We start from the raw sequence: 24,820 nt of genomic DNA, 5'->3' as shown, positions 1-24,820 counted from the left end.
GAAATATAAAAATTTCTAATTAAAACTGGTTTTTTTAAAATTATTATTAATTTATATTATAAAATAAATGATTAACCCTTGATAAAACAATACTGATATTAAATTAAAATGACAGAACAATTTATTATATAACACATTAAGGGATATTATGAAAATTGATCTAAAAGATCCCAATAAGTACTATAAAATTGGATTTATGGGTATTTTGATATTTTTCTATTCTATATTAACTTACTATTTTCATTTTATTTTGAATATAGAAATTGTGTTCACCCACCTTTTTTATATTCCCATAATACTAGCAGCAATATGGTGGAAAAGAAAGGGTATTCTGGTTGCTGTCTATTTGGCACTACTTTTGATAATAAGTACAATTTTGTCAGGAAAAACAGAAGATATTCTAATAAATGATATTTTAAGGTCAGTTATATTCATTTTTGTAAGTATTGTAGTGATTATTTTAAGTGAAAGAATAGCTAAATCTAGAAAAATAATAACAGAATCTAACGAGAAGTACAAATCAGTTGTTGAAACTGCTGCGGAAGCAATCATAACCATATCCCACGATTCGAGAATTGTATCGTGGAATAAGGGTGCAGAAAAAATTTTTGGATACACTGAAGACGAGGTTCAAGGTAAAAATATTACTCTCATAATGCCCGAACAGTATCATGAAATTTTTAAAAAGAAATTCAAGAAATTTAAACCTACAAAAGATTTAAATTCAAATAAAATGGCTGCTAAAACTGCTTTAAGGAAAGATCGCTCTGAATTTCCTTTTGAAATATCTGTTGTCAATTGGAAATCAAATGATGAAATATTTTATACTGCCATAATTAGGGACATCACAGAGCGTAAAAAGTTTGAATCTGAATTAAAAAGCTCTAAAAAACGTTTTGAAACTCTTTTTGAATATGCTCCTGCTGCTTATTATTTAAATGATGCTAAAGGAAGATTTATAGATGGTAATAAGGCAGCTGAAGAGCTGATTGGTTATAAAAAGGACGAATTGGTTGGTAAAGATTTTAGAGAAGTTGGAATTTTGCCTTTAGGTCAAATTCCAAAAGTTTTGAAAATTTTAGCTAAAAATAGTGCTGGATTTCCAACAGGTCCGGACGAAATTATTTTGAAAACTAAAAGTGGTAAAAAAATTAATGTTGAGATAAGTGCCTTTCCTATAAAATTAGAGGGTAAAAGAGTTGGTTTAGGTATTGCCAGAGACGTTACTAAACGAAAAAAAGCTGAAGAATTACAAGCAAGACTTGCAGCTATAGTTGAGAATTCTGATGATGCTATTATAAGTGAAAATTTAGATGCAACTATTATAAGCTGGAATAAGGGTGCAGAACAGATATACGGATACAAAGAAAGTGAAATAATTGGTAAAAATCACTTATTTCTAATTCCTCCTGAAAAATCAGAAGAAATTGATATATTTATAAATAAAATCAAAAAAGGGGAGACTTTAGAACATTTTCAGACTGTTAGGTATAGAAAAGACGGCCGGAAAATTTATGTGTCATTAACAGTCTCACCTATTAAAGATAAGGATGGTAAATTAATTGGCAGTTCCATAATTGGTAGGGATATAACCCAAATTAGAAAGGATGAACTTGCTCTAAAAGAAAGTGAAGAACTCTTTAGAACTGTATTTAATAATGTTAATGATGTAATAACATTAATAGAACTTAAAAATAGACATGCTGGCAATTTCATTGAATTTAATAATGTTATCATTGAGAGATATGGTTATACTCGCGAAGAATTATTAAAGATGAAACCTAGTGATATAGGAATCCCTGGAGAAGTGGATAAATCAAAAATACGTGAATTATTGGAAACAGGCAAAGTAACTTTTGAACGAACTCATATCACTAAAAATGGTGTAAAAATTCCAGTAGAGATAAATTCACATATATTTTCATATAAAGGGAAAAAAGTTGCTTTATCGGTGGCCAGAGATATATCTCAGAGAAAAAAAGCTGAAAAAGCGATCAAAGAGAGTGAGCGAAAGCTTAAAATTGCTATGGATTTGGCTAAGCTGGTTCAATGGGAATATGATGTTGATTCGGATCTATTCACTTTTAATAATGAGTTTTATAAGTTGTATGGTACCAGTACTGCAGAGCAGGGTGGAAATAAAATGTCTTCTGAAGATTATGCCCGAAAATTCGTCCATCCTGATGATGCTCTTGTAGTGAAAAATGAAATTGATGCAGCTTTGGCTACTGATGATCCTAACTATTTCAGAACATTGGAACATAGGATAATTAGGGCTGATGGGGAAGAAAGGTATATCATGGTTCGTTTTGGAATTTTGAAGGATGATGAGGGGCATATGATTGGAACATATGGGGCAAATCAGGATATCACCGAACGCAAACAGATGGAAGATGAAATAGAACAATCACTTAAAGAAAAGGAAATACTTCTAAAAGAAATTCATCACAGAGTAAAAAATAACCTAATGGTAATCTCCAGTTTATTGAACCTTCAATCTAGATACATCAAAGATAAAGCAGCATTAGATATATTTAAGGAGAGTCAAAACCGTGCAAAATCTATGGCTATTATACATGAACATTTTTATCGCTCAACTGATCTTAAACGTATAAATTTTGGAGAATACATCAGAACTCTTTCCACAGAACTTTATCACACTTATGTACCTAGTCCTAGCCAAATATCTTTCAATATTAATGTAAAAGATTTAATGTTAGATATTAACACATCTGTACCATTAGGGCTTATCGTAAATGAATTGGTAACTAACAGTATGAAACACGCATTTCCTCAAGGAAAAAAAGGCGATATTAATGTTGAGTTATATAAAAAGGATGAAAAATATGTATTAAGTGTAAAAGATAATGGCATAGGTTTTCCAGATGATGTGGATTATAAAAATTCTCATTCTTTAGGTCTACAATTAGTTAATAGTCTAACTGACCAGATAGGGGGTTCTATTGAATTGGATAAAAACGATGGTACAAACTTTAAAGTAATATTTTCTGAGGAAAAATTTGATAAAGATGAAAAATAGTAAAAAAATAGTTTAATAATGATTTTTTGGAAATAGATAACCTGATGTACTTTATAACTAAAGAAGATTATTAAACTCTAATTTAAAAAAATTTTAATACTATTTGATTTCAGTAAACTCTGACTTGGGAGCTCCGCAAATTGGACAAATATTTGGTGCTTCTTTTTCAATGGTGTTTCCACAGAAGTTGCAGACGTAATATATGACTTCAACATTTTTTCCAAGGGTTTCCAATGCTTTTTTGTATAAATTGGCATGTATTTCTTCTACTTTATTAGCAACATCAAAGCTCCATAAAGCAGCATCTTCCCCTTCTTCTTTAGCTTCTTCAATAAACTTTGGATACATTTTTTTGAATTCTTCTTCTTCCCCAGCTATAGCGGCTTTCAAATTTTTTTCTGTGCTTTTTATCCCTTCTAAAACTGTGAGATGATTGTGGGCATGCACGGTTTCTGCTTCGGCAGCAGCTCTAAATAATCTAGCAACTTGGAAAAATCCTTCTTCATCAGCTTTTTTTGCAAAAGCCAGATAGGTTCGGTTTGCTTGTGATTCACCAGCAAATGCTTCCATTAAATTATCTTTAGTACTCATATTATCGCTCCAGATTATTTCTATTTCAATAGATTTATTCGAAGATCTATATTAAATTATTGAACCAAAAAAAGTATTTCAGTAATCTAATCTTAAGATGTAATTAATTTATTATAATGAAACTTTTTTATTATTGGATCATATGGAAATTGATAGATCAATGTTAATTATCGAAAAATGATCAATACTAATCTGAGTGTTGAAAATTAAACAATATACTACATTAAAAATTGATAGAGATTCCTTAAAAAAAATAAAAGAGAAAAAATAAAAATATTAAGCTGATTTAACGGCCATTTCAATATCATCTGCTTTGACGGTTTTTCTTCCAGCGTGTTTTGCGAGAGCCACAGCTTTTCTAGCGATTTCTTCGCCTTTTTCTTCCAATGCTTTAGCTAATTCTTCTTTTGCGTCATCGCTGATTCTTTGAGCACCGGCATTTTTTATGATTCTCCCAACTGGAGCGATTGGTAATTCAGCCATAATTTCACCTCCAGATTAAGCTATGACTCAATCATATTTAAATTTATCGTTTTTAGTCTAATTTTTGGGTAGGCTCAACACTATAAAGTTCAAAAAATTGGATCATACATTTAACCAAAAATTTTAAACTGCTAAATTAGAATATGAAATCATATGTTCAGCAAGTTAAACATTGATCCTCAGATAGAAAAAATACTAGAAAAAGCCTTGGAAAGGGAAATATCTGTCGAAGAAGCTGAAATCTTAATGAAAACAGATGGAAAAGAATTTCAGGCACTAATACTATCTGCAGATATCTTAAGAGAGGATATAGTTGGTGATACGGTTACTTTCATACAAAACTGGAATATAAATTTCACTGACATATGCACGGGAAACTGTGGATTTTGTGCTTTCAAAAAAAATCCAAACGATGAAACTTCTTACTTTTTAAACATTGATGAGATTGTCAAAAGGGCTGTAGATGCTGAAAATCAGGGAGCAATAGAGATCTGTATACAGGGAGGTTTACATCCCGATATAGACATATATTTTTATGAAGAAATTATTTTAAGGGTGAAAGAAGAACTGCCCAACATACATTTGCATGCTTTCTCTCCGATGGAAGTATTCTACGGAGCATCGAAGGCTGAAATATCCATAAAAGAGGCTATGAAAATTTTAAAAAATGCAGGACTTGGATCAATGCCTGGAACCGCTGCTGAAATTTTAAATGACGATGTGCGTAGTATAATCTGTCCAAACAAACTTTCAACATTCCAGTGGATTGAGACAGTAGAGACTGCTCATAACACTGGCATTCCTACTACTTGTACTATGATGTATGGACATGTAGAGAATCAAAATCAAAGGGTGGAACATCTGGAACTTCTAAGAAACATTCAAAAAAATACTGGTGGTTTCACTGAATTTGTACCATTGACCTTCATGCATCAAAATGCACCCCTATTTAGAGAAGGAATTGCCAGTCCGGGGACAACTGGACTGGAAGATATGAAATTATATGCAGTGGCTCGTTTGATGTTTAGAGACTTAATAAGGAATATTCAGGTCTCCTGGGTGAAGCTCGGTTTTAAATTTGCCCAATTATGTTTAACTGCAGGTGCAAACGATCTGGGAGGCACTTTAGGTGAGGAAAACATATCCAGATCAGCAGGGGCAAAACACGGAGTATACACTCCACCCTCTAATTTAGAGAGAATAATTAATGATGCCGGACGCATTCCAGCCCAAAGAGACACATTATACCAAAATATACAACTAATATAAAAGGGATTATCTTATTTTTGAATAAATTGATCTGCAATGGATTAAAGATTCACTTATTTTAACAGACTAGATCTCCACGATAATTTCATTTCTCCGGAAAAATCCAGGTATTAGAGGATGATTATATTGGGCTACAATAAAATTAGATTTAGCTTCTAAATTATTATCTGCAAGCCATTTTTTCAATTCATCAATTTTTTTTTGAGCCAGATTTTTCCTTGCTCTGCCCGAAAATCTTAATACAACATTTTTTTGATCCTTAACTTCTTTAAACTGAATTCTTTTATCGTTAGGTAATGGAAGAGTGTCTAGGGTATACTTAGCTGGCATGGTAAAGGATATGCGATATACATGTTCACCTGTTTTCTCTTCGGTTACAGGTGCAGTCATGGATATTTTTTTTCCTCCATTTAAGAATTCTTCTGTAACCGGAGTGGTCATTTTTATCCTTTCAGATTCAGTTAATTCTTCCCCGGTAACTGGTATGGTCATGGGAATCTTTTCAGATTCCTTCATGTTTTCGCCAGAGACTGGAGCCGTCATGGGAATTTTTGATTTCTTATGATTGTTCCCGAAAATATAACCGGCTAGTATAGAAAAACCATGACCCAGTGCAGTATCATAATCTTCATCCACGTTTACCTGCGCTAATATATAACCCGGATACCTTCTTATCTCTATATTTCCATCCTTACTTTCAACAGTGTATTCTGGACTTTCCGTAATATGAAACCCCCCAGAGTATTTTTTCAAATAAAATTTTTTTAGCAACACTTTTCAAATAACTTATTTTCTTAAGAGTTCTTCAATTATTTGAACTCCTGTAGAGGTTCCTAATTTATCTGCCCCAGCTTTAATCATCTTTTGGGCAGTTTCTAAATTTCTTATACCTCCTGCAGCTTTTATCTTTACGTCTGAGCCTACAGTATTTCTCATTAGTCTCACGTCTTCAACAGTTGCACCACTAAGGCCTCCATAGGCAGTAGATGTTTTAACATAATCAGCACCAGCAGCTTCAGCAATTAAACATGCCCGGATCTTCTCCTGATCTGTTAAAAGGGCGGTTTCCAGTATCACCTTAACAATTTTACCATCTGCAGTATTTACCACACCAGCAATGTCTTTTTCTACTATATCATCCCGGCTGGATTTTAATGCCCCAATATTCATAACCATATCCACTTCATCCACGCCTTTATCAACGGCTTCTTTGGTTTCAAAAGCTTTGGTTGCAGGTGTTTGAACGCCTGTTGGAAATCCTACTACCATACACACTTTTATACTGGTATCTTTTAAGATTTGAACTGCTAATTCTGCATTGGTTGGCGTGACGCAGGCACAGGAAAATCCATATAGTACTGCTTCATCACATAACTTTTTTATATCTTCCTGGGTGGCATCGGGTTTTACATTGGTATGATCAATTCTTTTTGCAAATTCCTGGGGAGATTCGCTTATTTGAGTTATAAAATCACCTCTTAATTGGTTTTAATAATTACGAATTTTCATGGCTATTTTAATGATTTGGACATGTAGGGTCCTTTAAGTTCGTATCCAAATTTGCGATAGTAATTCCTAACCCCTATTCCACTGTTTATTAAAATTTTCTTTTTATCGAATGATTCTAGGGATATGCGTTCTGCTTCTGCTAAAAGTTCTTCTCCAAAACCTTTATGCTGCCACATATCTTCAACCTTTTTACCCAAAGGTATCATAGGGCCATATACATGCAGTTCCCGTACCAGGGCAGTTTTATCATCTATTTCTCGGCGGTGAGCTTTATCTGATGGAATTCTTAACCTTAAAAATCCAATTAGAATATTTGATTTAATATCTTCAAATGATAGGAATATTTCCCGGCCTTCACCTGCTTTATACTCTTCTTTTACAATTTTGACATGTTCTATTTGGGGAATTGTTCCATGAATTGCTTTGTGTCCAACTTCTCGGCAGCGTATGCATTTACAACTTATTCCATGTTCTTGTATTTTATTGTAAACTAACTCACCAAGATTAGATTTTTTTACCCCAGCTTCAATTAATGGTGAAGGAATATCCCGCTGAATGCGCATAGTTCTAACCCATTTGGGAAGGATCTTTTTTATCTCTACTATTAAATCCACGGCTTCTTCTGTAGTGTATGGGCTATATTCCCCTTTTTTCCACATTTCATATAATTTGCTTCCTTTGGTTACCAAGCAGGGATATATTTTGAGCATATCTGGTTTGAATTTAGGATCAGAGAAGATCCGCTTAAATATGCGCATATCCCGGTCAAAGTCAGAGAAAAGTCCGGGCATAAGGTGCATGGCTACTTTAATCCCTGAGTCTCTAAGGATCCGGGATGATTCCACCACATCATTAATGTCATGGCCACGTTTTACCCGTTGATATATGAAGTTGTAAATGGTTTGAACACCTAATTCCACCCTGGTTACTCCCATTTTAAGCATCCGATCCACATCCTGAACTTTACAGAAGTCGGGGCGGGTTTCAAAGGTCATACCAACATTTCTAATTAATGATTTTTCGTTGGCTTTTTGGATGTCAGCAAGATATGTGAATTCAGTATAAAAATCAGATAATGAATTTGGAGATTCCTTCGTGTCGTTGGATACATTGATGGAGGGTTTTTTCACTCCAAAATCCACCATAGCCTGCAGACATTTTGTAACAAACCATTCCTGATAACATAGGAAATGGGCGGGGAATGTACCTCCCATTATTATTAGTTCCACCTTATCCAATGGGTGTCCAATGCTTTCTAACTGTTGAAGTCGGTTGTAAACTTGTTTGTAGGGATGGAAATCGTACATTCTAGCCCTTAAAGCAGCAGGTTCTTCTCCAGTATAACTAGGGGGTGCTTTTTCACTTTCTGGGCAGTAAAGACATCGGCCATGGGGGCATTCTGTAGGCTGGCACATGACTGCCACAATGGCTACTCCAGAGAGTGTTCGGGTTGGTTTTTTTCTTAAAATAGTTGATATATCTTTTTTCTCCTGAGGAGATGCGTATTTTAGTATAAGGGAATTGCTCATAAACTTTTCTAGGTCATAATCTCTACAAATTTGATGTTTAACCTTTTCTAATTCTTTTTTATTCTTTATTTTTCCAGACTTTATCTGTTCTATGATGAGTCTGCAAGCATTTTCCATTCTTAGAAATCTCCTATAAAATTTTTGTCTTTAAACTTATTTAAATTAATATTTTATTAAAATAGATTTAATTTTTAATTTTAATAAATTAAGATAACTTTTTAATTAACAAATAGGGTAAATTCATTTAAACAGATTACATTTTCTGATTTTTTTGGCTTAAAATCTCTAAAACCCTCATGATATCGGTTTTGGATATTATTCCCACCAATTTTTCATCTTCCATTACTGGTAGTCGGCCAATATTGTTTACGGTTATTTTGTTAAGTGCATCTACTACCCCTTCATTAGGAGTAGAGGTTATGACTTTCTCTGTCATTATTTCTTTAATGTTAATGTTTCTTTTGGTATCCGGTATCTGAGATATATCATGAAAAGTAACAATGCCTACCAATTTGCCTTCATCCAGCACAGGGTATCCCATATGTCTTTTCTGATACATGGTTTTTAATGCATCATCTATTGTAGTATATGGATGGAAAATTTTAACCTCTTTGGTCATAATGTCTTTAACAAAAACATCTTCTAAAAGTGATGAGATCACAGTAGATTTATACTCCTGATCCGCCCCAATATAAATAAAAAGAGCAACTAAAACTAGGAATGGATTAAAAAGGATTAATAATCCTACAATTGCCATAATAATCGCAAGTTGTTTGCCAATACTAGCTGATAGTTTAGTGGCCCTGAGATAGTTCATTCTCTTAGCCAGAATAGATCTTAAAATCCGACCCCCATCCATGGGAAATGCAGGGAGCATGTTAAATCCACCCAGTACCACATTAACCAGGACAAAATCGTAGATAAAAGCTGAATAAACAAGGGGAATAATACCTTGAACTGCTACTAGAATAAGATAAAAAACCACGGCAATCACAAAATTAGTCACTGGACCGGCAATGGATATCCAAAGTTCCTGAACAGGATTTTTTGGTACTTCTTCCATTTGGGATACTCCACCAATAGGTAGGAGTATTATTCTCTCTATTGCCACACCATACCTCTGAGCCACATAGGAATGACTTAATTCATGGATGACCACAGTGACAAAGAGTAAAGTAATTAATACTGCCAATTGAAGTTGAATAAAATTTAAAAATACCATAGCATATATGAATAAAATCAGGAACAAGAATGAAACGTGTAGTTCTATGGGAATTCCAAAAACAGTTATCAACTTTAAGGATGAGCGCATATTCACACCATTTTTTTTAGAATATTGATAATAACCAATCAAGATTGTTAACTAGACTAATATTTTCTCCTTCATGCATCTTAAAACTATTTTTCTCAAAAATCAATATTATTTAATCATTAATTTTTGCAGATATCATGAATATTAACCATAACAATCCAATTTTAGCCTCTGATAAAAATTATATATTCCAATATATAGAATATTAATAGGTGTTTTAATGGAAGTAAGCGAATTTTTAGGGAAAAAAGTTCTTGATAAAACTGCTAATAATGTTGGCAAAGTAACAGACATGGTTGTAAAACCTGCAGAAGGGTTAATAACTAATATTACAATATCCGAAGGAGAAATACCTCCTTGGGTTAAGAGTTTCGTGGTAACCCCGGAAGAACTGGATAAAATTGGAGATTATGTAGTTCTAACCATTGACCTGAAAGAAATAGAAAATAGAATGGAAGAATCTGAAGAAGAACCAGAAACAACTAAATTAGAAATAGAAGAGGATTGAATTTCAATCATATATAATCAACATAATCAATGGGGGTGTTTTTATGGAAATTACTGATGCACGTGGAAAACCAATTTCAAAAGGTTCACATGTTATATATTCTGGAACCGGAACTATAGGCGAAGTATTCGACGTCAAAATTGAAGAAAAGGGATCATGGGCAAAAATGGAAAATGATCTGTGGTACAACAGTGAATACCTGGAAGTATTGGATAAAATAGAAAAATCAAAAACTAAAAAAGTCAAAGAAGAGGATATCAAGTCCAAAATTGATAAAATGAAGCAGAACTTAGAAGATGTTGATATGAGTTCTGAATTATGCGATGGTGGAGGATAAAAAGCCATCGTATAATTTTTAATTAAATTTGTTTTGGCTATAATTAAATGTCCTACATTTTATAATATTTTTCTTAAAAAATTGATTAGTAAAATGGAATAGGTTTATAAATGGAATATGAATTTTTAGAACGACTGAATCACGGCCCTATTGATTTTATTACCCAAACCAAGTACTGGATCGTATTCCTTGACCGTGACCAGAAAAATCTGGGTACATGTGTGGTGGCCCTGAAAAGGAAAGCAAATTTATTATCATCATTAACCCCAGATGAGTGGAAAGAGTTTAAACAAATTGTCCGGCTTTTAGAATCTGGTTTAAAAAAGGCTTTCAATGTAACCATGTTCAATTGGGGATGTCTTCTAAACACGGCTTATATTAAGCTCCCACCACATCCTCAAGTGCACTGGCACTTGATTCCCCGTTACCGTGACCCGGTAGAATTTCATGGAGTAGTATTTAATGATCCCTGCTTTGGTAAGAGTACTTTAACGGCCCAGGACGACAAGTTGGATTTATCTCTAAAATTTAGAGCAAAAATAATTTCAGTTATCCGTGAAAATTTGAATTGGGATAATTTTTAGTGTTTTTCATTAGTTTATAATGGTTTTCTTTGAAATTGAAGTCATTCTTAAAGATTTTTCTTATTGTATTTTTTAAATATTAGTTACTCTTTTTTCTTTCTTAAAAGAGGTAGGGTTAGTATAACCCCTCCCAATGAAAGTATGGTGAATATTAAGAAAATAGTATTCATACATCTTAAAAAACATTCAGCACTGACCCTTGATAGTACAGAAGTTCCCATGGAAATGCTGAATATCATTATGACCACACCCATACTCAGTAATTGACCCGTAAAAACCATGTTGGAGACAGTGGCTGATGCCATTCCATAATATTTTTTGGAAACAGAGCTCATGGTGGCATTGGTAATTGGGGACGAAAAAAGAGCAACTCCTGCACCAACCAAAATTAAACCCAGAACTAAAAATTCTACCGGTGATTTTCCATTTAAATTTGCAAATATTAAGAGTCCTAGAGAAGTTAATATAAGTCCGGCTGTGGGCACAGCGTTAACTTTGATCTTATCTGAGAGAACACCAGTGTAAATGGACAATAAAACCACGGCTAAAGGTTGTATAACCAGAATTAATCCTGTTAAATCTGGTGAAATTAATTTCACTGACTGCAGATAAAAACTAAGAAGAAACCACATGGCCGAGGTAGAAATTTGCATAATTAATATGGTAACGGTGGAAATTGCGAAAATCCTGTTTCTAAACAGGTTTATATTTAAAATAGGAGTTTCAAACTTCAACTCCCACCATGCAAAAAGTATTAAACCCATTAATCCTAAAATAATTGATAAAATGCCTTGATAGCTGTTAATAAATGAGATTCCATACATGATAACCAGTATTGATAGTAAATAAATAAATGCTCCTTTATAATCAAATCTGTCTCCTTCGGCATCTCTCCAATCTTGAGGAAATTTCCAGAGGATCAGGAGTAGTAAGAAGAATCCTAAAGATAGTACAAATAGAAATATGCTTCTCCAACCTAGTGAAGTTGTAAGAAAACCGCCAAGTATGGAACCAGCTAAAATTCCGGCGTATACAGCAGTCACATAGGCCCCCAAAGCCCCTCCTCTTTGTCCAGTTTTGAAAACTGAACTTAAAATGGCCACGGCATTAGCATAGATCATGGAAGATCCCAAGCCTGTGAAAAAAACAGATATTAATAGTACAACACTGGAGTTACTAAATAAAGCTACTATTGATGCCAATGTAAAAATCAAAACGCCATACTGAAATATTCTTTTGCGCCCGTATATATCACCAATTTTTCCAAAAACCAGTATGAATGCGGCGTTACCCAGTATGAATGAGGTGGGTATCCAAGTTACAAACAGGGCATCCAACATGAATTCCATTCCAATGGAAGGAACGGCTATGTTCAGGGCAGTTCCCATAAATGGGATTAAAAATGCTCCAATAGATACTATTAACAATGGGATTTTTTGATTGTTATTCACTAATCACACCATTTAATACATTTTTGATATCTGTTTTAAACATTTTTCCATTTGTTATAGCCCTAATTCGAATCCTTTCTGGATTATGGATGTTCATTATAATTATGAGGCCTGATTAATTTTAGGGTATGGAACATTTTATATGTAAGTAAAACATAAATACCGACTGTCGGTATGTAAGAGATATTATGACCATAAAAAAATCAAGAGAAAAAAGGATAGAAGAAATAACCCAGGCTGCAGTAGATGAATTTCTGGAAAAAGGCTATGAAAACACTTCTATGGAAGCCATAGCCCAAAGGGCAGGAGTAAGTAAAGGTGGACTTTATTATCACTTTAAAAGCAAAGACTTGATCTTAATGTTTGTCAATGAAAAGATAAGCAAGAATATAGAAAAAATCATGGTCCAGGCCCTTAAATCAGGATCAGTAAAAGAAAGACTCCTTTTTTTCATTGAAAATTATCTCAATTACTGGATAAATCATCCCCAAGAGTTTACTATCATATTTTTGTCTGTAGCCAAAATTTTGGACAAGCCTGAACTTTTAGGATATTATCAAAGATTTACCAGAGATTATTTTAAATATTTTGAAGAAATGTTTTCTTGTGGAGTTCAATCTGGCGAATTTAAATCTCATAATACTCGAACCAGTGCTTTAACCTTAGTTGCAGCCCTGGACGGTATTTTAAGTTACATGATCGTAGATGATAATTTAAAACTGGAGGATGTAATTCCACATTTTGAAGATAAATTTATAAAACCAATAGAAATTGGGATTAAGATAAGTTAATTAGAGTAAAATGGTAGATTAGGTTGATTAGATGAAAAATATTGATTTTTACTACTTTTCAGGCACAGGAAACACTTACCTTGTGATTAAAAAAATGACTGAAATATTTAAAAAAAATAGTGTTGAAACCAGGTTGTTTCGGATTGAAGATTCCAGTCCCAATGATATAAATTTGAATCATACTATTGGCTTGGGATTTCCTGTTGCAGAATTTTCTACCTTTAGTTTTGTATGGAAATTTATCAAGAATCTGCCTAAATCTCAAGGTACTAAAATATTCATGGTAGACACTTTGGCAGGCTTTTCTGGAGGTATGGTAGGCCCCCTCAGAGTGATAGTCAAAAAGAAAGGATACACCCCTATTGGTGCAAAAGAAATAATAATGCCTCCTAATATATTTTATATCCAGGATGAATCAACAAATAAGGAAAAAGTTGAAAAAGGACTGGTTGAAGCTGGAAAATATGCATGGGATATAATTGAAGGAAGGTCCCGGTGGGGAAGAGTACCCGTACTATCAGATGCCATTTATTATGCTTCCATTTTAGGTTTGAAATTAACCCATTCCCATATCAATCAAAAATATTTCCATATAAAAGTAAATGAAGAAAAATGCAGTAAATGCGGTTTGTGTGCAGAGTTATGTCCAGTAAATAATATCCAATGGAGTGAAGGCAAATATCCAGTTAGTTTAATAAATTGCGAATACTGTTTAAGATGTACCTCTTTTTGTTCCAATGGTGCAATATCACCTTCATTTAATTATAAAGGCAAAACTTATCGCGCAGTTAAGGCTAAAGATCTTCTTAGAACTAATTCAGATTGATTAATATAATTATTAACTCAATAATGCATTTTTCACGAAAAATCCATTTTTATCTGATTTTTATAAGCTTGAAGTGCTGATGGCGAAGAATCCAACCTCAACTTGAATATGCTACCATCGTCGTTTTCCCAGTTTTTTCATGCTAGTAACACATGGCTTTAATTTTAGGATGTTCTTCAACTTATCTAGAAAAAACTGCTGTTAAAATTAAACCGCCATCTATTAATTATGTATTACACATAGTTAATTATAATCAAATTATTCAGTCAAGGACTTAAATATAATTATTTAGGGGTGAGATTATGGAGATTCAAAGGGGAAGCATATTCAAACCAGAAATAAATTACTATAAAATAGCTGGTATAATATTGATGGTAGCATTTATACAGTTTTTTATGGCAGTGACCATAGCCGAGACCCAGTTTCCAGGTTACAGTACAGCTGACAATACATTAAGTGATCTGGGGGGCACTGTTGTACCGGTGGAACCTTCTGCTACAATATTCAATGTTAGCGTAACTTTAATGGGAATTTTAGCCCTGGCAGCAGTGTATTTAATATTAAAAAGTGGTGGTTGCCGACTGTTTTCAGCGTGTTTGGCCCTGATGGCAGTGGGGACAATAGGAGTTGGACTATTTCCCGGGTACACCGGCGGGCCACATGTATTTTTTGCCATGATGACCTTTATTTTTGGAAGCTTAGCCTCAATTTTTTCCTACAGATTAGGTCTTAACATACCAATGGTCATAATATCCATGATACTGGGATTTACCGCACTTTTAGTTATAATATCCTTGTTCATATTCGGTGATGGAACTGGAAATCCATTGATAGCAACTTTGGGTGATGGCGGAGCTGAAAGATTACTTGCATATCCTGTACTTCTCTACCTGGTGGCACTGGGAGGATATCTTACCAGCCGGGGAGAAGACTGGGTAAGGTTGAGAGTTAAGGGATGAAATTTTCCTAAACATTTTTTTAAAATTGATGATTTATTTTGGTAAAATTCCAGATAATTTTCAACTAGTTTTAGTCTTTTACACTTTTATCCTGCACACTCACACAAAACCGGCAAAGTGCACTGGGTGTTTTTAATTGTTTCTCTTTAACTGGACATAGGAACACTCCATCCTTATAACGTAGTCTAAAACCCCCCGGAAAACTGGTACCTACTGGATGTATTGATTCCTCTTTTATGAATGTGGTGTATACTGGAATAATCTTAGCAATCTTTATAAAAGGTAATTCATTGTTATCATTTCTTTCAAGAGCTTCTTTTTCCTGGAGGTGGAGTATTTCTAACATTTCCTTAAGTTTTTGATTATCCACATAGCTCTCATATTTTATTCTGTCATCTTTAAGTTCCCGCAGTCTCCTGAAGAAGGCATCGGTAAATCTTTTAATATAATCTTCCCGATACTTTTTTTGCATGTACTTGGCATCTTCCCTTAGAAAGGCGCTGGCCCTCATAATATCATTTATATTGATATAGGAGGCTTCCTTCTTTAAGATATTTAGAAGGTCCATTTTAAGGATTTTTTTATCTAAATCAATTTCATCTATTTTATTCATAAATGATCATCCTAAATTATGTCTTCATCTTGAATAGCAATACAGAATCCACACACTGCATTGGGATTATCCTTCTGTTTGTCTTTCACAGGACAGTAATAATCCCCATTTTCATATTTAACCTCAAATCCACCAGGAAATGGTGTTCCCACTATATGGATAGGTTCCTCCAATATATAAGTAGTGTAAAGGGAAATGATTTTATAAATCTTGAAGAAATGAGAATCTACAGAACGAACTTTAATCACCAGTTTTTCCTGATCATCTAAAAGTTGCATGGAATCTTGAAGTTCTCCCATATTGAGGGAACCTTTATATTTATTATTATCATCTTTTAGTTCTTTTACTCTTAAAATAAAACCTTCAACATATGATTTGATAAATTTATCTGCATATTTTGGTTGTACAAATTTTGCTTCTTCTAATAGAAATCCACAGGCCCTCATCACGTCAGAAATATGAATATTCTTCATATCTAGTTTTAAGAATACTAAAAGATCCTGTTTAGTATCTAAAAAATCAATTTTATCAGTCCAAAGCATTTAAATCTTCCGTAAAAATATTTTCAATTTTGTCATTCGGCATTAAACTTCTTTTTTATTGATTCAGCGATTTTAGGTCCTATACCCTCAACTTTCATGAGTTCCTCTTTAGAAACATAGCTCAAATCACTGCCAAAGGTATTACACAGTGCCCGTGCCCGTTTTCTACCCAGCCTTTTAACACTAACTACTAATGATATTACATCGTCTTTTACACCATAGTACAACCGGGCCGATAGTTTATCCAGTTTGTCTGTATAAGAATAGATACCAAAAACCTGACAGATATCTCTGTAGAACTTTATCATTTGAGATGCTTCATAGGCTGCACGTCTTGTGGCTGCTGCATAAACATTGAATGCATTTTCAATCTGGTACTCAGTTCGCTCGTCAATCCACTCTATTAACGTGGCAGCAGTGGCTTCTGCCAGTCCTGTGTCAACAACGAATATTCCTTTATTATTCAATTTATCCCGGACGGGCTCCTTGCTCTTACGGCCTTTGAATGCGATTTTTGGCATGTCCGGAGTTTTTGAGATCTCGTATATAAGTTTGTAGATATCAAATTCTCCCTGGAGAGCAAATTCTTTTAGGCGAACTGCGCTTTCCACGGAGTAATTGGTTTTGGCGATAAGAGTCCCAAAATCTGTTGTTTTAAGTCCTTCAGGGGTGGGTTGAATTATTCCATTTTGTATCAAAAATTCTAGGGCTGTGTTGATTTCATATTCCATGCTTTCTGCGGCAAAAACACTCATATACTCATTATGAACCATCTGGTAACCATAGAAGGTTTGGTTAAAAAAGTCCAGTATTTTTGTCTGATTATTTGATAATTTAGATGCTACCTGGGCAATTATCTGCCGGTAAACTGCGTCCTTGTTTTCTAATAGTTTGGAATTGGTGGCTTCTACTTCACCATAAACATAATAGTCCTTAAGGTTGTAGGCTTCGTCTAGACTCTTTGCTATAAGGTAGGAGTATCCTTCGCTGTCATATTGGGGCCTGCCAGCACGTCCTGACATCTGCTCGTAGTCAAATACAGGTATATTTTGTGGACCTTGATTGGTCCAGCGGGTGTAATCTCTTATTATCACATTTTTAGATGGTAAATTCACTCCGTACATTAAACTGGGGGTAGCAGTTATCATGTACAAATTTCCCGCCCGGAATTCATCCTCTATAATCTCTCTTTGTTCATTAAAGAGTCCTGCATGGTGGAAAGCCACACCATTTTCCACGCATTCTGCCAGTTTCAAACAAATTGTAGTAGGCCGGGATCCCCGCCTCTGAGGCACGTCTAATATCTTTTTAGCCACATTTTTAAAGGCTTTTTTCTTATCAGATGGAATTTTTCGTTTTATTTTTCCAGCTATGTTATTTGCCAGGGATTCGGTGAATCTTCTGGTGGAAACAAATACTAAAATCTGGGATTCGTCTTCTATACTATGATTCAACACTTTCAGTACTACTTCGTTCTTGTTTTTTACTCCCATCTCTTCAGTGGTTAGCACGTCCTTGTGCAGTGGTACTGGTCGGTAGTCATGCTCAACCACATGGGCCTCCATCCAATCTGATAATTCATTAAGATTTTTTAGTGTAGCAGAAAGTGCTATAATTCTCATGGATGGATTTATTATATTGGATCTGCTTATGGCACATTCGATGGTAGGACCTCTGGAGTACTCTCCTATCATGTGGAATTCATCCACAATCAAGAGGTCCACCTCGTGCAAGGTGTTCCATGAAAATCGGGTTAGAGCATCAAATGATTCAAAGACCATTACTGCCAAGTCTGAAGATTTGGGATGTTTTCCCACTTTAATGCCATGTTTTTCCAGTTCTTTAAATTCTTTAACCTTCTCGTTCTGGATAGATAATAGGGGAACACCGTAAACCACCTTTCCACCTTTTAAAATTGTGTTAATAGCAGCCATAACTCCTAGAAGGGTTTTACCACTGGCAGTGGGTATAGCTATAATGTAGTTAGTATCATCATCAAGATAACCAGAATCTACAACTGCCCTTTGTGCAGGATTTAATTTTTCAATAGTGGGATAACATTCTCCAATTATCTCTTTTAAAACAGGGTCTATATCTTTCATGGTATCAGTACGTTTATTTTCATATAATTTAATAAAAGTAGTTTATAAAAGTTTCAATATAGAAAATTCTCTATTTGAACTATATTAATTGAAAGTTACGCATCATTTATTCATCTTCTGAACCGTTCTCGAATCTTTCCTCATATTCTTTAATCCATAATAACTCGTTAATCAATAAATCTCCCGGTCCTTTAGGGTTTAATTCAATTTCAAATAATCTATAATCTGGTATATGATCTATAATAGATTTCCATTCATTCATATCACTATAAATATCTTTTTTAACCTTGTAAACTTCAAATTCGAATGATTCAAGTGTTTTATCTATGTCATTTCCCGCCTCTAGCATAGATATATGCTCATTCAGAATAGGAGGTAATTTTTCACTGATCTTTATTTGGGCCGCCAGGTACGTTTCGTAGGGATTAGAGTAATTTATATTTTTTATATCTTTCAAGTCAGTTTTAACAGTATAAATGCCCTGTTCCTTCTCTGAATCATCTTTTTCATAGTATTTAGTCAATTTTAGAAGTAAATCTTCTCTATTACCTTTCAGATGTGATCTGTATTTGCTTAATTTTTTTATGATATGGGCTCTTTCACTTTTTTCTGTCGTCTTGGACATCTCCCATTATTGGTTAAAAATAATATTTACTTTTCTCTTTTTTTATGACTTCAATATCTGTTATACGTGTTGAGGGGTACTGTCCGTTTTCATCCTTTTCCACACTTTTAACCATGTCCCAAATAGTAAGAAGTGCAACACTTACTCCTGTCAGGGCTTCCATTTCCACTCCGGTTTTTCCAGATGATCTTACACTAAATTCTACTATTATAAAATCTTTTTCAACCTGGAAGGTGGCATTAATTCCGGTGATTTTAAGAGAATGGCAAAGGGGAATCAAATGATGGGTTGATTTAACTGCATTAATTCCAGCAATCTGAGCAGTGGTTAATACATTACCCTTTTTTATTTCATTATTTTCTATTAATTTGATAGTTTGGGGTTTTAAATATATTTTACCCCGAGACACAGCCTTTCTTCTAACAACAGGTTTTTCTCCAACCTCTACCATACGTACACCCTCATCTGAGAGGTGTGTGAATTCTTTTTCACTCATCTGGTCACCTTAAAATAATTCTATGGATAATTCTTGGTTAACCAGTATAATAAAATTGACTATCACTTTAAAGATAATTAATCTTAAAATTTTAAAAAAATCAATAATTACTTTTTTTAGGGGAACTGGACAATTTGTTAGTATAATCTAATTAGTAAGGAATTTCCAGTTTTGAATATTTAAAAGCCCGTTTACGAGCGTTACTTTTAAATTCACTTTTTAATTGGGGATCAGACAAGATTTTATCCACAGCTTCGGCAATTGCCACCGGATTTCTAGGTTCCACAATTATCCCCACATCACCTGTAACTATCTCAGGGATACCCCCTACATTTGTTGCAACAATTGGAACACCCGAGGCCAAGGCCTCCAGTAAAACTATTCCAAAGCTTTCTGATGTGGAAGGTAGAACCAGCACATCTGCTTGTGGCATTATTTTTTCTATGTCATCTCGTGCATTTACGAATTTCACGTATTTTAGACCTTCATATTCAACCATGGCTTTGAGTTCTCTTTGCAACGGACCGCTACCAACGATTACCAAGTATGAATCATTTTTAAAAAATTTTTTGGCTTCAATTAAATATTTAACCCCTTTTTGAGCCACCAAGTTTCCCACAAAAAGTATTAATGGTTTTCCTGGTTCAAGATTCAATTCTTCCCTGAATGAACTGTCATTTTGGGGATTGAATTTTTTCAAGTCCACTGCATTCCAAGTAACCTCTATCTTATCCTCCAGGTCTCTTTCTAGTTGTATTACTTCACTTTTAACGGCTTCACTTACTGCAAATATTTGACTGCTATTTCTTAAAATATATCTTATCAGGGGTTTTAGTATTGATTTACGGCTCAGACGAAAAATGTCAGATCCATGGATGGTAAGGACAACCGGAGTTTTTAACAGTTTACCTACTATAACTGCTATTAAACCAGGGGGCATGATATAGTGAGCATGTATCAAGTCAATTTTATATTTTTTAACCATCCTCATTAACTTGAAACTTGCCGTAATAGTGAAAATAGTACCTCTCAGGCCCTTAATATTAGGGGCGAATGCATTTTCTATATGGATGCTCTTTAAGTTGTTTTTAGGAACACTTCCCCCATTTAAATAGGCGTTACTGGTTAACTCACTATGGGGATAGGTGAGAACATATACTTTATCTCCTCTTTTAACCAATTCAAGGGATAAGAGATATGTGTAGGATGAAACACCTCCAATGTGTGGGGGGAAATGTCCAACCATACATATTTTCATTGTTAACACCGCTAAATAGAGTTTAGGATGGTTCCATCCATCCTTACAATAATTACTTCAAAATTAATGGAAAATCTTTTCTCGCATTTATATTTAATGGATTCTGCAATGGAGTTGAAAACCTCTTTTACTAGATCTTTCTCATTTAAAATTTCGATCATATCCTCAGTGGTTTTAGATTCAAATACCTTTTTTATTATATCTTGAGGAGCACCAACCAGTCCAGCATATGCTGCAATTATTTCTGCTCTTCCATCGGCTATGCTATTTTTGGTGTTAAATATTCCTGCTGCAATTTTTACCAGTTTACCAGCATGTCCCATTAAAATGATATTTTTAACACCTTTATGGGCGGCTTCTTTTAACATATACCCTACAAAGTTACTCATCTGCACAATCTGATCTTCTTCTTTAGTTAAAATCTTTAAGGCCAGTTTCTGTCCAATATTACCGGGTACAAAAATTAACTGGTCATACCCCTGGGCCAAAGCTACGTCAATTTGGCAAGTCAGAGATTCCATGTAAGCTTTAGATGACATGGGTCTGGCAATACCGGTAGTTCCAAGAATGGATATGCCTCCTATTATACCCAGGCGGGGATTCATGGTCTTTTTAGCTATTTCCTCTCCGTTAGGTGCACTAATAATTACCTCTAAACCTTGATTTTTTTCTAAAAATAGTTTTAAATTTTCTTCAATTATGGATTGGGGTGTTGGATTGATGGCTGCTTCACCAACAGGTACTTGGAGTCCAGGTTTAGTGATGGTACCCACACCTTTACCTCCTTTTATGATTATCTGTGGTTGGTCAATAATTTTTACCTGGGCACATATTTTCATATTTTTGGTTACATCAGGATCATTATATGATTTTTTTAAAATACATGCTTGCCCTGATTTTTCATCCAAACATTTAAAATTAGCAACATCAATTTTAAGGATACCAACTGGTGTTTTAATATCTACAAAAGAAATAGTTTTATTTTTTATGGCTAAAAAAGCCGCGAGAGATGCAGCCGCAGCCGCAGTCCCTGTGGTTATGCCAAATTCAATCTCCTTATTTGGGGATTTATTAAATCTTTCCATTTTAACTCTAATAATAAATTTTAATTCATATCTTCTTTAAGAGCAGCCATTAGCTCTTCTAATGAAGGAGCACCAACAAATTTTACAACACCATTTATAGCAATTGCTGGAACTGCCATTAAACCATATTCTATGGCTTTTTCACGATCTTGCATAATATCGATTTTTTCAACTTCAATTGAGTCTCCTAAATCTTTTTTAGCTGCGTCCACCACTTCTATGGCCATAGGACAGTATGGGCATGTAGGTGATGTGAATACTTCTACTTTTACTACCATTTTTGTTCCTCCATAATTTTGAACGTCTGAAATTTAAATAGTATTAATACTTAAATTTTACTTATTGGATAAACCTTTTTATAATTTGCACCCATTTATCGGAATACATACTCAATTGTGCCTTGTTCCATAAATTCTCCAATACCTTTACCAAGGGAATAGGCGATTTTTGATGAAAAGCCAGCAAGCATTTCTTCAAAGGATGCGGGGGGTGTTAATGTAACCACATCATAGGGTCCTACAATTCCTCCCATTTTAGCTGCTTCATCCAATGCATAGTTCTTGTTTCCCACTGCATCGATTAATTTATTATTTTTAGCCTGGGTACCCGTGTATATCTTTCCTTCAGCTATACTTTCAACGTATTTCTTGGTTAAATTACGGTTTTCTGCCACGAGGCTGATGAAGTGGTCATAATCTTCATCCACCATTTCTTGGAGCATTTTCCTCTCCTCAGAAGTTAATTCCCTATAATCAGCACCTATATCTTTATATTTTCCACCAGTAATGGCAGTTTGGTTAATTCCAAGTTTTTGGTAGAGGTCAGAAAGATTGGTCAGGCTTAAAATAACTCCAATACTTCCTACTATAGATGATTGACTGGCAATTATCTTATCTGCAGGAGATGCGGCAAGGTATGCTCCTGATGCACCTACATCACTTATCCAAACAACAACTGGTTTTTTACAGTCTTTAACAGCTTCCATTATTTCTTCACTGGCAACTGGACTTCCACCCCCACTATTTATTTCTAAAACGATAGCTTTCACATTTATATCATTTTCAGCATCATGAATAAGTGTTTTTATCGTTTCAGGGTCGACTACTGTTCCCCCTAAAATATCAGAGGAACTATACCCTATTTCGCCCTGGAGGGGTATAACAGCCACTGTACCTCCAAATGAAGTTCCAAAAAAACTACCTATATATGTTAAGAATACAGTAGTAATAAGGGATAATACAATTAATCCACCAATTATAATTACAAGATGTTTAGTATTTTTATTCATGCTATCACATTACTTATCAAATTTTATTGTCAATACTTGGTGTTTCAATAAGTGTATTCTAAAGTATAAATAATTAATCATAATAGGGGTCTATTTAATACTAATTATTCTTATAATTGGGTTGATCTTATTAATCTTAGGATTTTTCCAAAATGGTGATATTTTGGTTGATCATAATGTATTGTTATAAAAAAGGTGATTTGATTTGAATAAAACTGTTCAATCTCCAGGTTCAGCTACTGTAATTAATGCCATATCCACGGGATTTGGTTCAGCATTTGGAATAGGACTTTATGTTACTGCTGAGGTGGAACTGCGATCATCAAAGATTAAATGCACCTCTGATGAGCCAGTTGACACATTACTAATGGATCTGTGTGTGCAGAAGGTCCTGGAAAGATTCAAGGTAGAAACCGGCGTTAGAGTTAAAACTCACTCCACTCTCCCCATGGCTTCGGGTCTTTCCAGCAGTAGTGCAACCTCCAATGCGGTGGTTATGGCCACGAGCTATGCAATTAAGGAAGAATTTGGTTTTAAAGATGATATTAATGACCTTGATCTAGTTAACATGGGAATTGATGCTTCTCTAGAGGCTGGTGTGACCATTACTGGAGCGTTTGACGATGCTACTGCTTCATACTTTGGCGGGCTCACTATAACTGATAATATGAAAAGGAGTATTATTCGCCATGATGTGCTGGAAAAACAAAACATATTAATATATATGCCGGATAAAAAATCACTAACCTCACAATCAGATGTTAATAGAATGAAGCTTCTTTCGCCATGGGTAAAAATTGCCTTTGATGAAGCTTTGAAAGGTAATGTTTTTAATGCTCTAACTTTAAATGGACTTTTATATTGTGCAGCGCTTGGATTTGATCCTAATATTGCTTTAGATGCCTTAAATTCGGGTGCGGTAGCGTCTGGATTGTCAGGTACAGGACCATCCTTTGTAGCCGTGGTTGATGAGGAAAGTTGTCATAAAGTTGAAGAAGCGTGGGATTCTTACCCGGGAAACATTATATTAACCGAGGTAGATAATGAAGGCACAATGGTGATTTAGATTGGATAAATCAGATGCTCTCAGACTTCTTGAAAAATCAAGAAAGGAGATTGACAGGATAGATGAAGAGATCCTGTATCTTATAAGTGAGCGTACATCTCTCGCCAGAGATGTCGCTAATGCCAAAATAGTTTTGGATATGGATATAGAAGATAAAAAACGTGAATATTACATCCAAGAAAAAACTAAAAAAATTGCTGAGATAAATAATATAGAAGAGAAATATCTCAGTAAAGTTATGGAAATATTGACAGATTTAAATAAGAATGAACAAGAAAAAATTTTAAGGAGAAAATAAAATGGGTAACATTAGAACTTCATTTGTAAAGAGAATGGCTAAAGAATTAATCGAGACTCATCCAGGTAGATTCACTGCAGATTTCGATGAAAACAAAATATTAGTACAAGAATATTCAACGGTGAGTACCAAACATTTACGTAACAAAATAGCTGGTTATGTTACAAGGTTAATGAGTCAACGTTCTTAGAACAACTCTCTTAGAATAACTCATTATATGCTATAAATTTTTTATAAATTTAACTTATATAAGGTTGT

Annotated in this window: 27 protein-coding genes; 11 read left to right on the top strand and 16 right to left on the bottom strand. The window is 34.3% G+C overall.

What is annotated here, in order from left to right; translation table 11 throughout:
- Positions 1 to 148: 148 nt before the first annotated feature.
- Positions 149 to 3,040 carry a hypothetical protein gene (locus tag CIT01_01920; GenBank protein ID AXV37049.1) on the top strand — a complete coding sequence of 964 codons (2,892 nt, stop codon included), beginning with the start codon at positions 149 to 151 and terminating at the stop codon, positions 3,038 to 3,040.
- Positions 3,041 to 3,139: 99 nt separating this feature from the next.
- Here CIT01_01920 and CIT01_01915 read toward each other — a convergent pair whose 3' ends face one another.
- Positions 3,140 to 3,631, bottom strand: coding sequence for a rubrerythrin (locus CIT01_01915; protein ID AXV37048.1), 492 nt, complete (start codon positions 3,629 to 3,631; stop codon positions 3,140 to 3,142).
- 276 nt (positions 3,632 to 3,907) lie between these two features.
- Positions 3,908 to 4,114 carry a histone gene (locus CIT01_01910; protein ID AXV37047.1) on the bottom strand — a complete coding sequence of 69 codons (207 nt, stop codon included), beginning with the start codon at positions 4,112 to 4,114 and terminating at the stop codon, positions 3,908 to 3,910.
- Between the two features lie 153 nt (positions 4,115 to 4,267).
- Between CIT01_01910 and cofH the strand changes: the two genes are divergently transcribed.
- Positions 4,268 to 5,383, top strand: a complete 1,116-nt coding sequence (gene cofH, locus CIT01_01905) for a 7,8-didemethyl-8-hydroxy-5-deazariboflavin synthase subunit CofH (GenBank protein ID AXV37046.1) — start codon at positions 4,268 to 4,270, stop codon at positions 5,381 to 5,383.
- Between the two features lie 66 nt (positions 5,384 to 5,449).
- On the opposite strand, the gene CIT01_01900 is transcribed toward cofH, so the two are convergent.
- The 4 genes from CIT01_01900 to CIT01_01885 form a co-directional block, all read right to left on the bottom strand.
- The gene (locus tag CIT01_01900; protein ID AXV38689.1) at positions 5,450 to 6,109 is read right to left on the bottom strand and encodes an SOUL heme-binding protein; all 660 of its coding nucleotides are present in this window, start codon (positions 6,107 to 6,109) and stop codon (positions 5,450 to 5,452) included.
- A gap of 60 nt (positions 6,110 to 6,169) precedes the next feature.
- Positions 6,170 to 6,841, bottom strand: a complete 672-nt coding sequence (deoC, locus tag CIT01_01895) for a deoxyribose-phosphate aldolase (protein ID AXV37045.1) — start codon at positions 6,839 to 6,841, stop codon at positions 6,170 to 6,172.
- Between the two features lie 53 nt (positions 6,842 to 6,894).
- Positions 6,895 to 8,538, bottom strand: coding sequence for a tRNA uridine(34) 5-carboxymethylaminomethyl modification radical SAM/GNAT enzyme Elp3 (locus CIT01_01890; GenBank protein AXV37044.1), 1,644 nt, complete (start codon positions 8,536 to 8,538; stop codon positions 6,895 to 6,897).
- Positions 8,539 to 8,674: 136 nt separating this feature from the next.
- Complete coding sequence (locus CIT01_01885; protein AXV37043.1) at positions 8,675 to 9,733, bottom strand: sporulation protein; 1,059 nt, start codon at positions 9,731 to 9,733, stop codon at positions 8,675 to 8,677.
- A 220-nt stretch (positions 9,734 to 9,953) separates the two neighbouring features.
- On the opposite strand from CIT01_01885, the gene CIT01_01880 reads away from it, so the two are divergent.
- The 3 genes from CIT01_01880 (at position 9,954) to CIT01_01870 (ending at position 11,162) form a co-directional block, all read left to right on the top strand.
- Positions 9,954 to 10,241 carry a hypothetical protein gene (locus CIT01_01880; GenBank protein ID AXV37042.1) on the top strand — a complete coding sequence of 96 codons (288 nt, stop codon included), beginning with the start codon at positions 9,954 to 9,956 and terminating at the stop codon, positions 10,239 to 10,241.
- 43 nt (positions 10,242 to 10,284) lie between these two features.
- Entirely contained in the window at positions 10,285 to 10,578 is a 294-nt protein-coding gene (locus CIT01_01875) for a hypothetical protein (GenBank protein AXV37041.1), read from the top strand.
- Between the two features lie 110 nt (positions 10,579 to 10,688).
- Entirely contained in the window at positions 10,689 to 11,162 is a 474-nt protein-coding gene (locus CIT01_01870) for a hypothetical protein (GenBank protein ID AXV37040.1), read from the top strand.
- Between the two features lie 83 nt (positions 11,163 to 11,245).
- Here the strand turns inward: CIT01_01870 and CIT01_01865 are convergent, their stop codons facing one another.
- Positions 11,246 to 12,613 carry a hypothetical protein gene (locus CIT01_01865; GenBank protein ID AXV37039.1) on the bottom strand — a complete coding sequence of 456 codons (1,368 nt, stop codon included), beginning with the start codon at positions 12,611 to 12,613 and terminating at the stop codon, positions 11,246 to 11,248.
- Positions 12,614 to 12,801: 188 nt separating this feature from the next.
- Here CIT01_01865 and CIT01_01860 point away from each other — a divergent pair, with 188 nt between their 5' ends.
- From CIT01_01860 to CIT01_01850, 3 genes are all read left to right on the top strand, one after another.
- Positions 12,802 to 13,404: a TetR family transcriptional regulator gene (locus tag CIT01_01860; GenBank protein AXV37038.1), complete on the top strand. Its 603-nt coding sequence runs from the start codon at positions 12,802 to 12,804 to the stop codon at positions 13,402 to 13,404.
- Positions 13,405 to 13,435: 31 nt separating this feature from the next.
- The gene (locus tag CIT01_01855) at positions 13,436 to 14,230 is read left to right on the top strand and encodes a 4Fe-4S ferredoxin (GenBank protein AXV37037.1); all 795 of its coding nucleotides are present in this window, start codon (positions 13,436 to 13,438) and stop codon (positions 14,228 to 14,230) included.
- Positions 14,231 to 14,532: 302 nt separating this feature from the next.
- A complete protein-coding gene (locus CIT01_01850; GenBank protein ID AXV37036.1) occupies positions 14,533 to 15,189 on the top strand; it encodes a hypothetical protein in 657 nt (218 codons plus the stop codon).
- A 70-nt stretch (positions 15,190 to 15,259) separates the two neighbouring features.
- Here the strand turns inward: CIT01_01850 and CIT01_01845 are convergent, their stop codons facing one another.
- The 9 genes from CIT01_01845 to sppA form a co-directional block, all read right to left on the bottom strand.
- The gene (locus CIT01_01845; GenBank protein AXV37035.1) at positions 15,260 to 15,802 is read right to left on the bottom strand and encodes a hypothetical protein; all 543 of its coding nucleotides are present in this window, start codon (positions 15,800 to 15,802) and stop codon (positions 15,260 to 15,262) included.
- 11 nt (positions 15,803 to 15,813) lie between these two features.
- Positions 15,814 to 16,344 carry a hypothetical protein gene (locus tag CIT01_01840; GenBank protein ID AXV37034.1) on the bottom strand — a complete coding sequence of 177 codons (531 nt, stop codon included), beginning with the start codon at positions 16,342 to 16,344 and terminating at the stop codon, positions 15,814 to 15,816.
- Between the two features lie 32 nt (positions 16,345 to 16,376).
- Positions 16,377 to 18,446: a DEAD/DEAH box helicase gene (locus CIT01_01835; protein AXV37033.1), complete on the bottom strand. Its 2,070-nt coding sequence runs from the start codon at positions 18,444 to 18,446 to the stop codon at positions 16,377 to 16,379.
- A 106-nt stretch (positions 18,447 to 18,552) separates the two neighbouring features.
- Complete coding sequence (locus CIT01_01830) at positions 18,553 to 19,071, bottom strand: hypothetical protein (GenBank protein AXV37032.1); 519 nt, start codon at positions 19,069 to 19,071, stop codon at positions 18,553 to 18,555.
- A 13-nt stretch (positions 19,072 to 19,084) separates the two neighbouring features.
- The gene (locus CIT01_01825) at positions 19,085 to 19,567 is read right to left on the bottom strand and encodes a cyclic pyranopterin monophosphate synthase MoaC (protein ID AXV37031.1); all 483 of its coding nucleotides are present in this window, start codon (positions 19,565 to 19,567) and stop codon (positions 19,085 to 19,087) included.
- A 151-nt stretch (positions 19,568 to 19,718) separates the two neighbouring features.
- Positions 19,719 to 20,825 carry a glycosyl transferase family 1 gene (locus CIT01_01820; protein ID AXV37030.1) on the bottom strand — a complete coding sequence of 369 codons (1,107 nt, stop codon included), beginning with the start codon at positions 20,823 to 20,825 and terminating at the stop codon, positions 19,719 to 19,721.
- Between the two features lie 11 nt (positions 20,826 to 20,836).
- On the bottom strand, positions 20,837 to 21,910 hold the full coding sequence (gene cbiD, locus CIT01_01815; protein ID AXV37029.1) for a cobalamin biosynthesis protein CbiD: 1,074 nt from the start codon (positions 21,908 to 21,910) through the stop codon (positions 20,837 to 20,839).
- Between the two features lie 20 nt (positions 21,911 to 21,930).
- Complete coding sequence (locus tag CIT01_01810; protein AXV37028.1) at positions 21,931 to 22,188, bottom strand: thioredoxin; 258 nt, start codon at positions 22,186 to 22,188, stop codon at positions 21,931 to 21,933.
- Positions 22,189 to 22,283: 95 nt separating this feature from the next.
- On the bottom strand, positions 22,284 to 23,198 hold the full coding sequence (gene sppA, locus CIT01_01805; GenBank protein AXV37027.1) for a signal peptide peptidase SppA: 915 nt from the start codon (positions 23,196 to 23,198) through the stop codon (positions 22,284 to 22,286).
- 205 nt (positions 23,199 to 23,403) lie between these two features.
- Between sppA and CIT01_01800 the strand changes: the two genes are divergently transcribed.
- The 3 genes from CIT01_01800 to CIT01_01790 are packed head-to-tail and all read left to right on the top strand — an operon-like array spanning position 23,404 to position 24,752.
- Complete coding sequence (locus CIT01_01800; GenBank protein AXV37026.1) at positions 23,404 to 24,264, top strand: shikimate kinase; 861 nt, start codon at positions 23,404 to 23,406, stop codon at positions 24,262 to 24,264.
- 1 nt (position 24,265) lies between these two features.
- Positions 24,266 to 24,562, top strand: coding sequence for a chorismate mutase (locus tag CIT01_01795; GenBank protein ID AXV37025.1), 297 nt, complete (start codon positions 24,266 to 24,268; stop codon positions 24,560 to 24,562).
- 1 nt (position 24,563) lies between these two features.
- Positions 24,564 to 24,752, top strand: a complete 189-nt coding sequence (locus CIT01_01790; GenBank protein ID AXV37024.1) for a 30S ribosomal protein S17e — start codon at positions 24,564 to 24,566, stop codon at positions 24,750 to 24,752.
- Positions 24,753 to 24,820 lie beyond the last annotated feature (68 nt).

The sequence above is a fragment of the Methanobacterium sp. BRmetb2 genome, from assembly GCA_003491285.1.
Lineage (GTDB): Archaea > Methanobacteriota > Methanobacteria > Methanobacteriales > Methanobacteriaceae > UBA117.
Note: the sequence above shows the minus strand (reverse complement) of the source record. Positions and strands in the feature narration are given on the sequence as shown.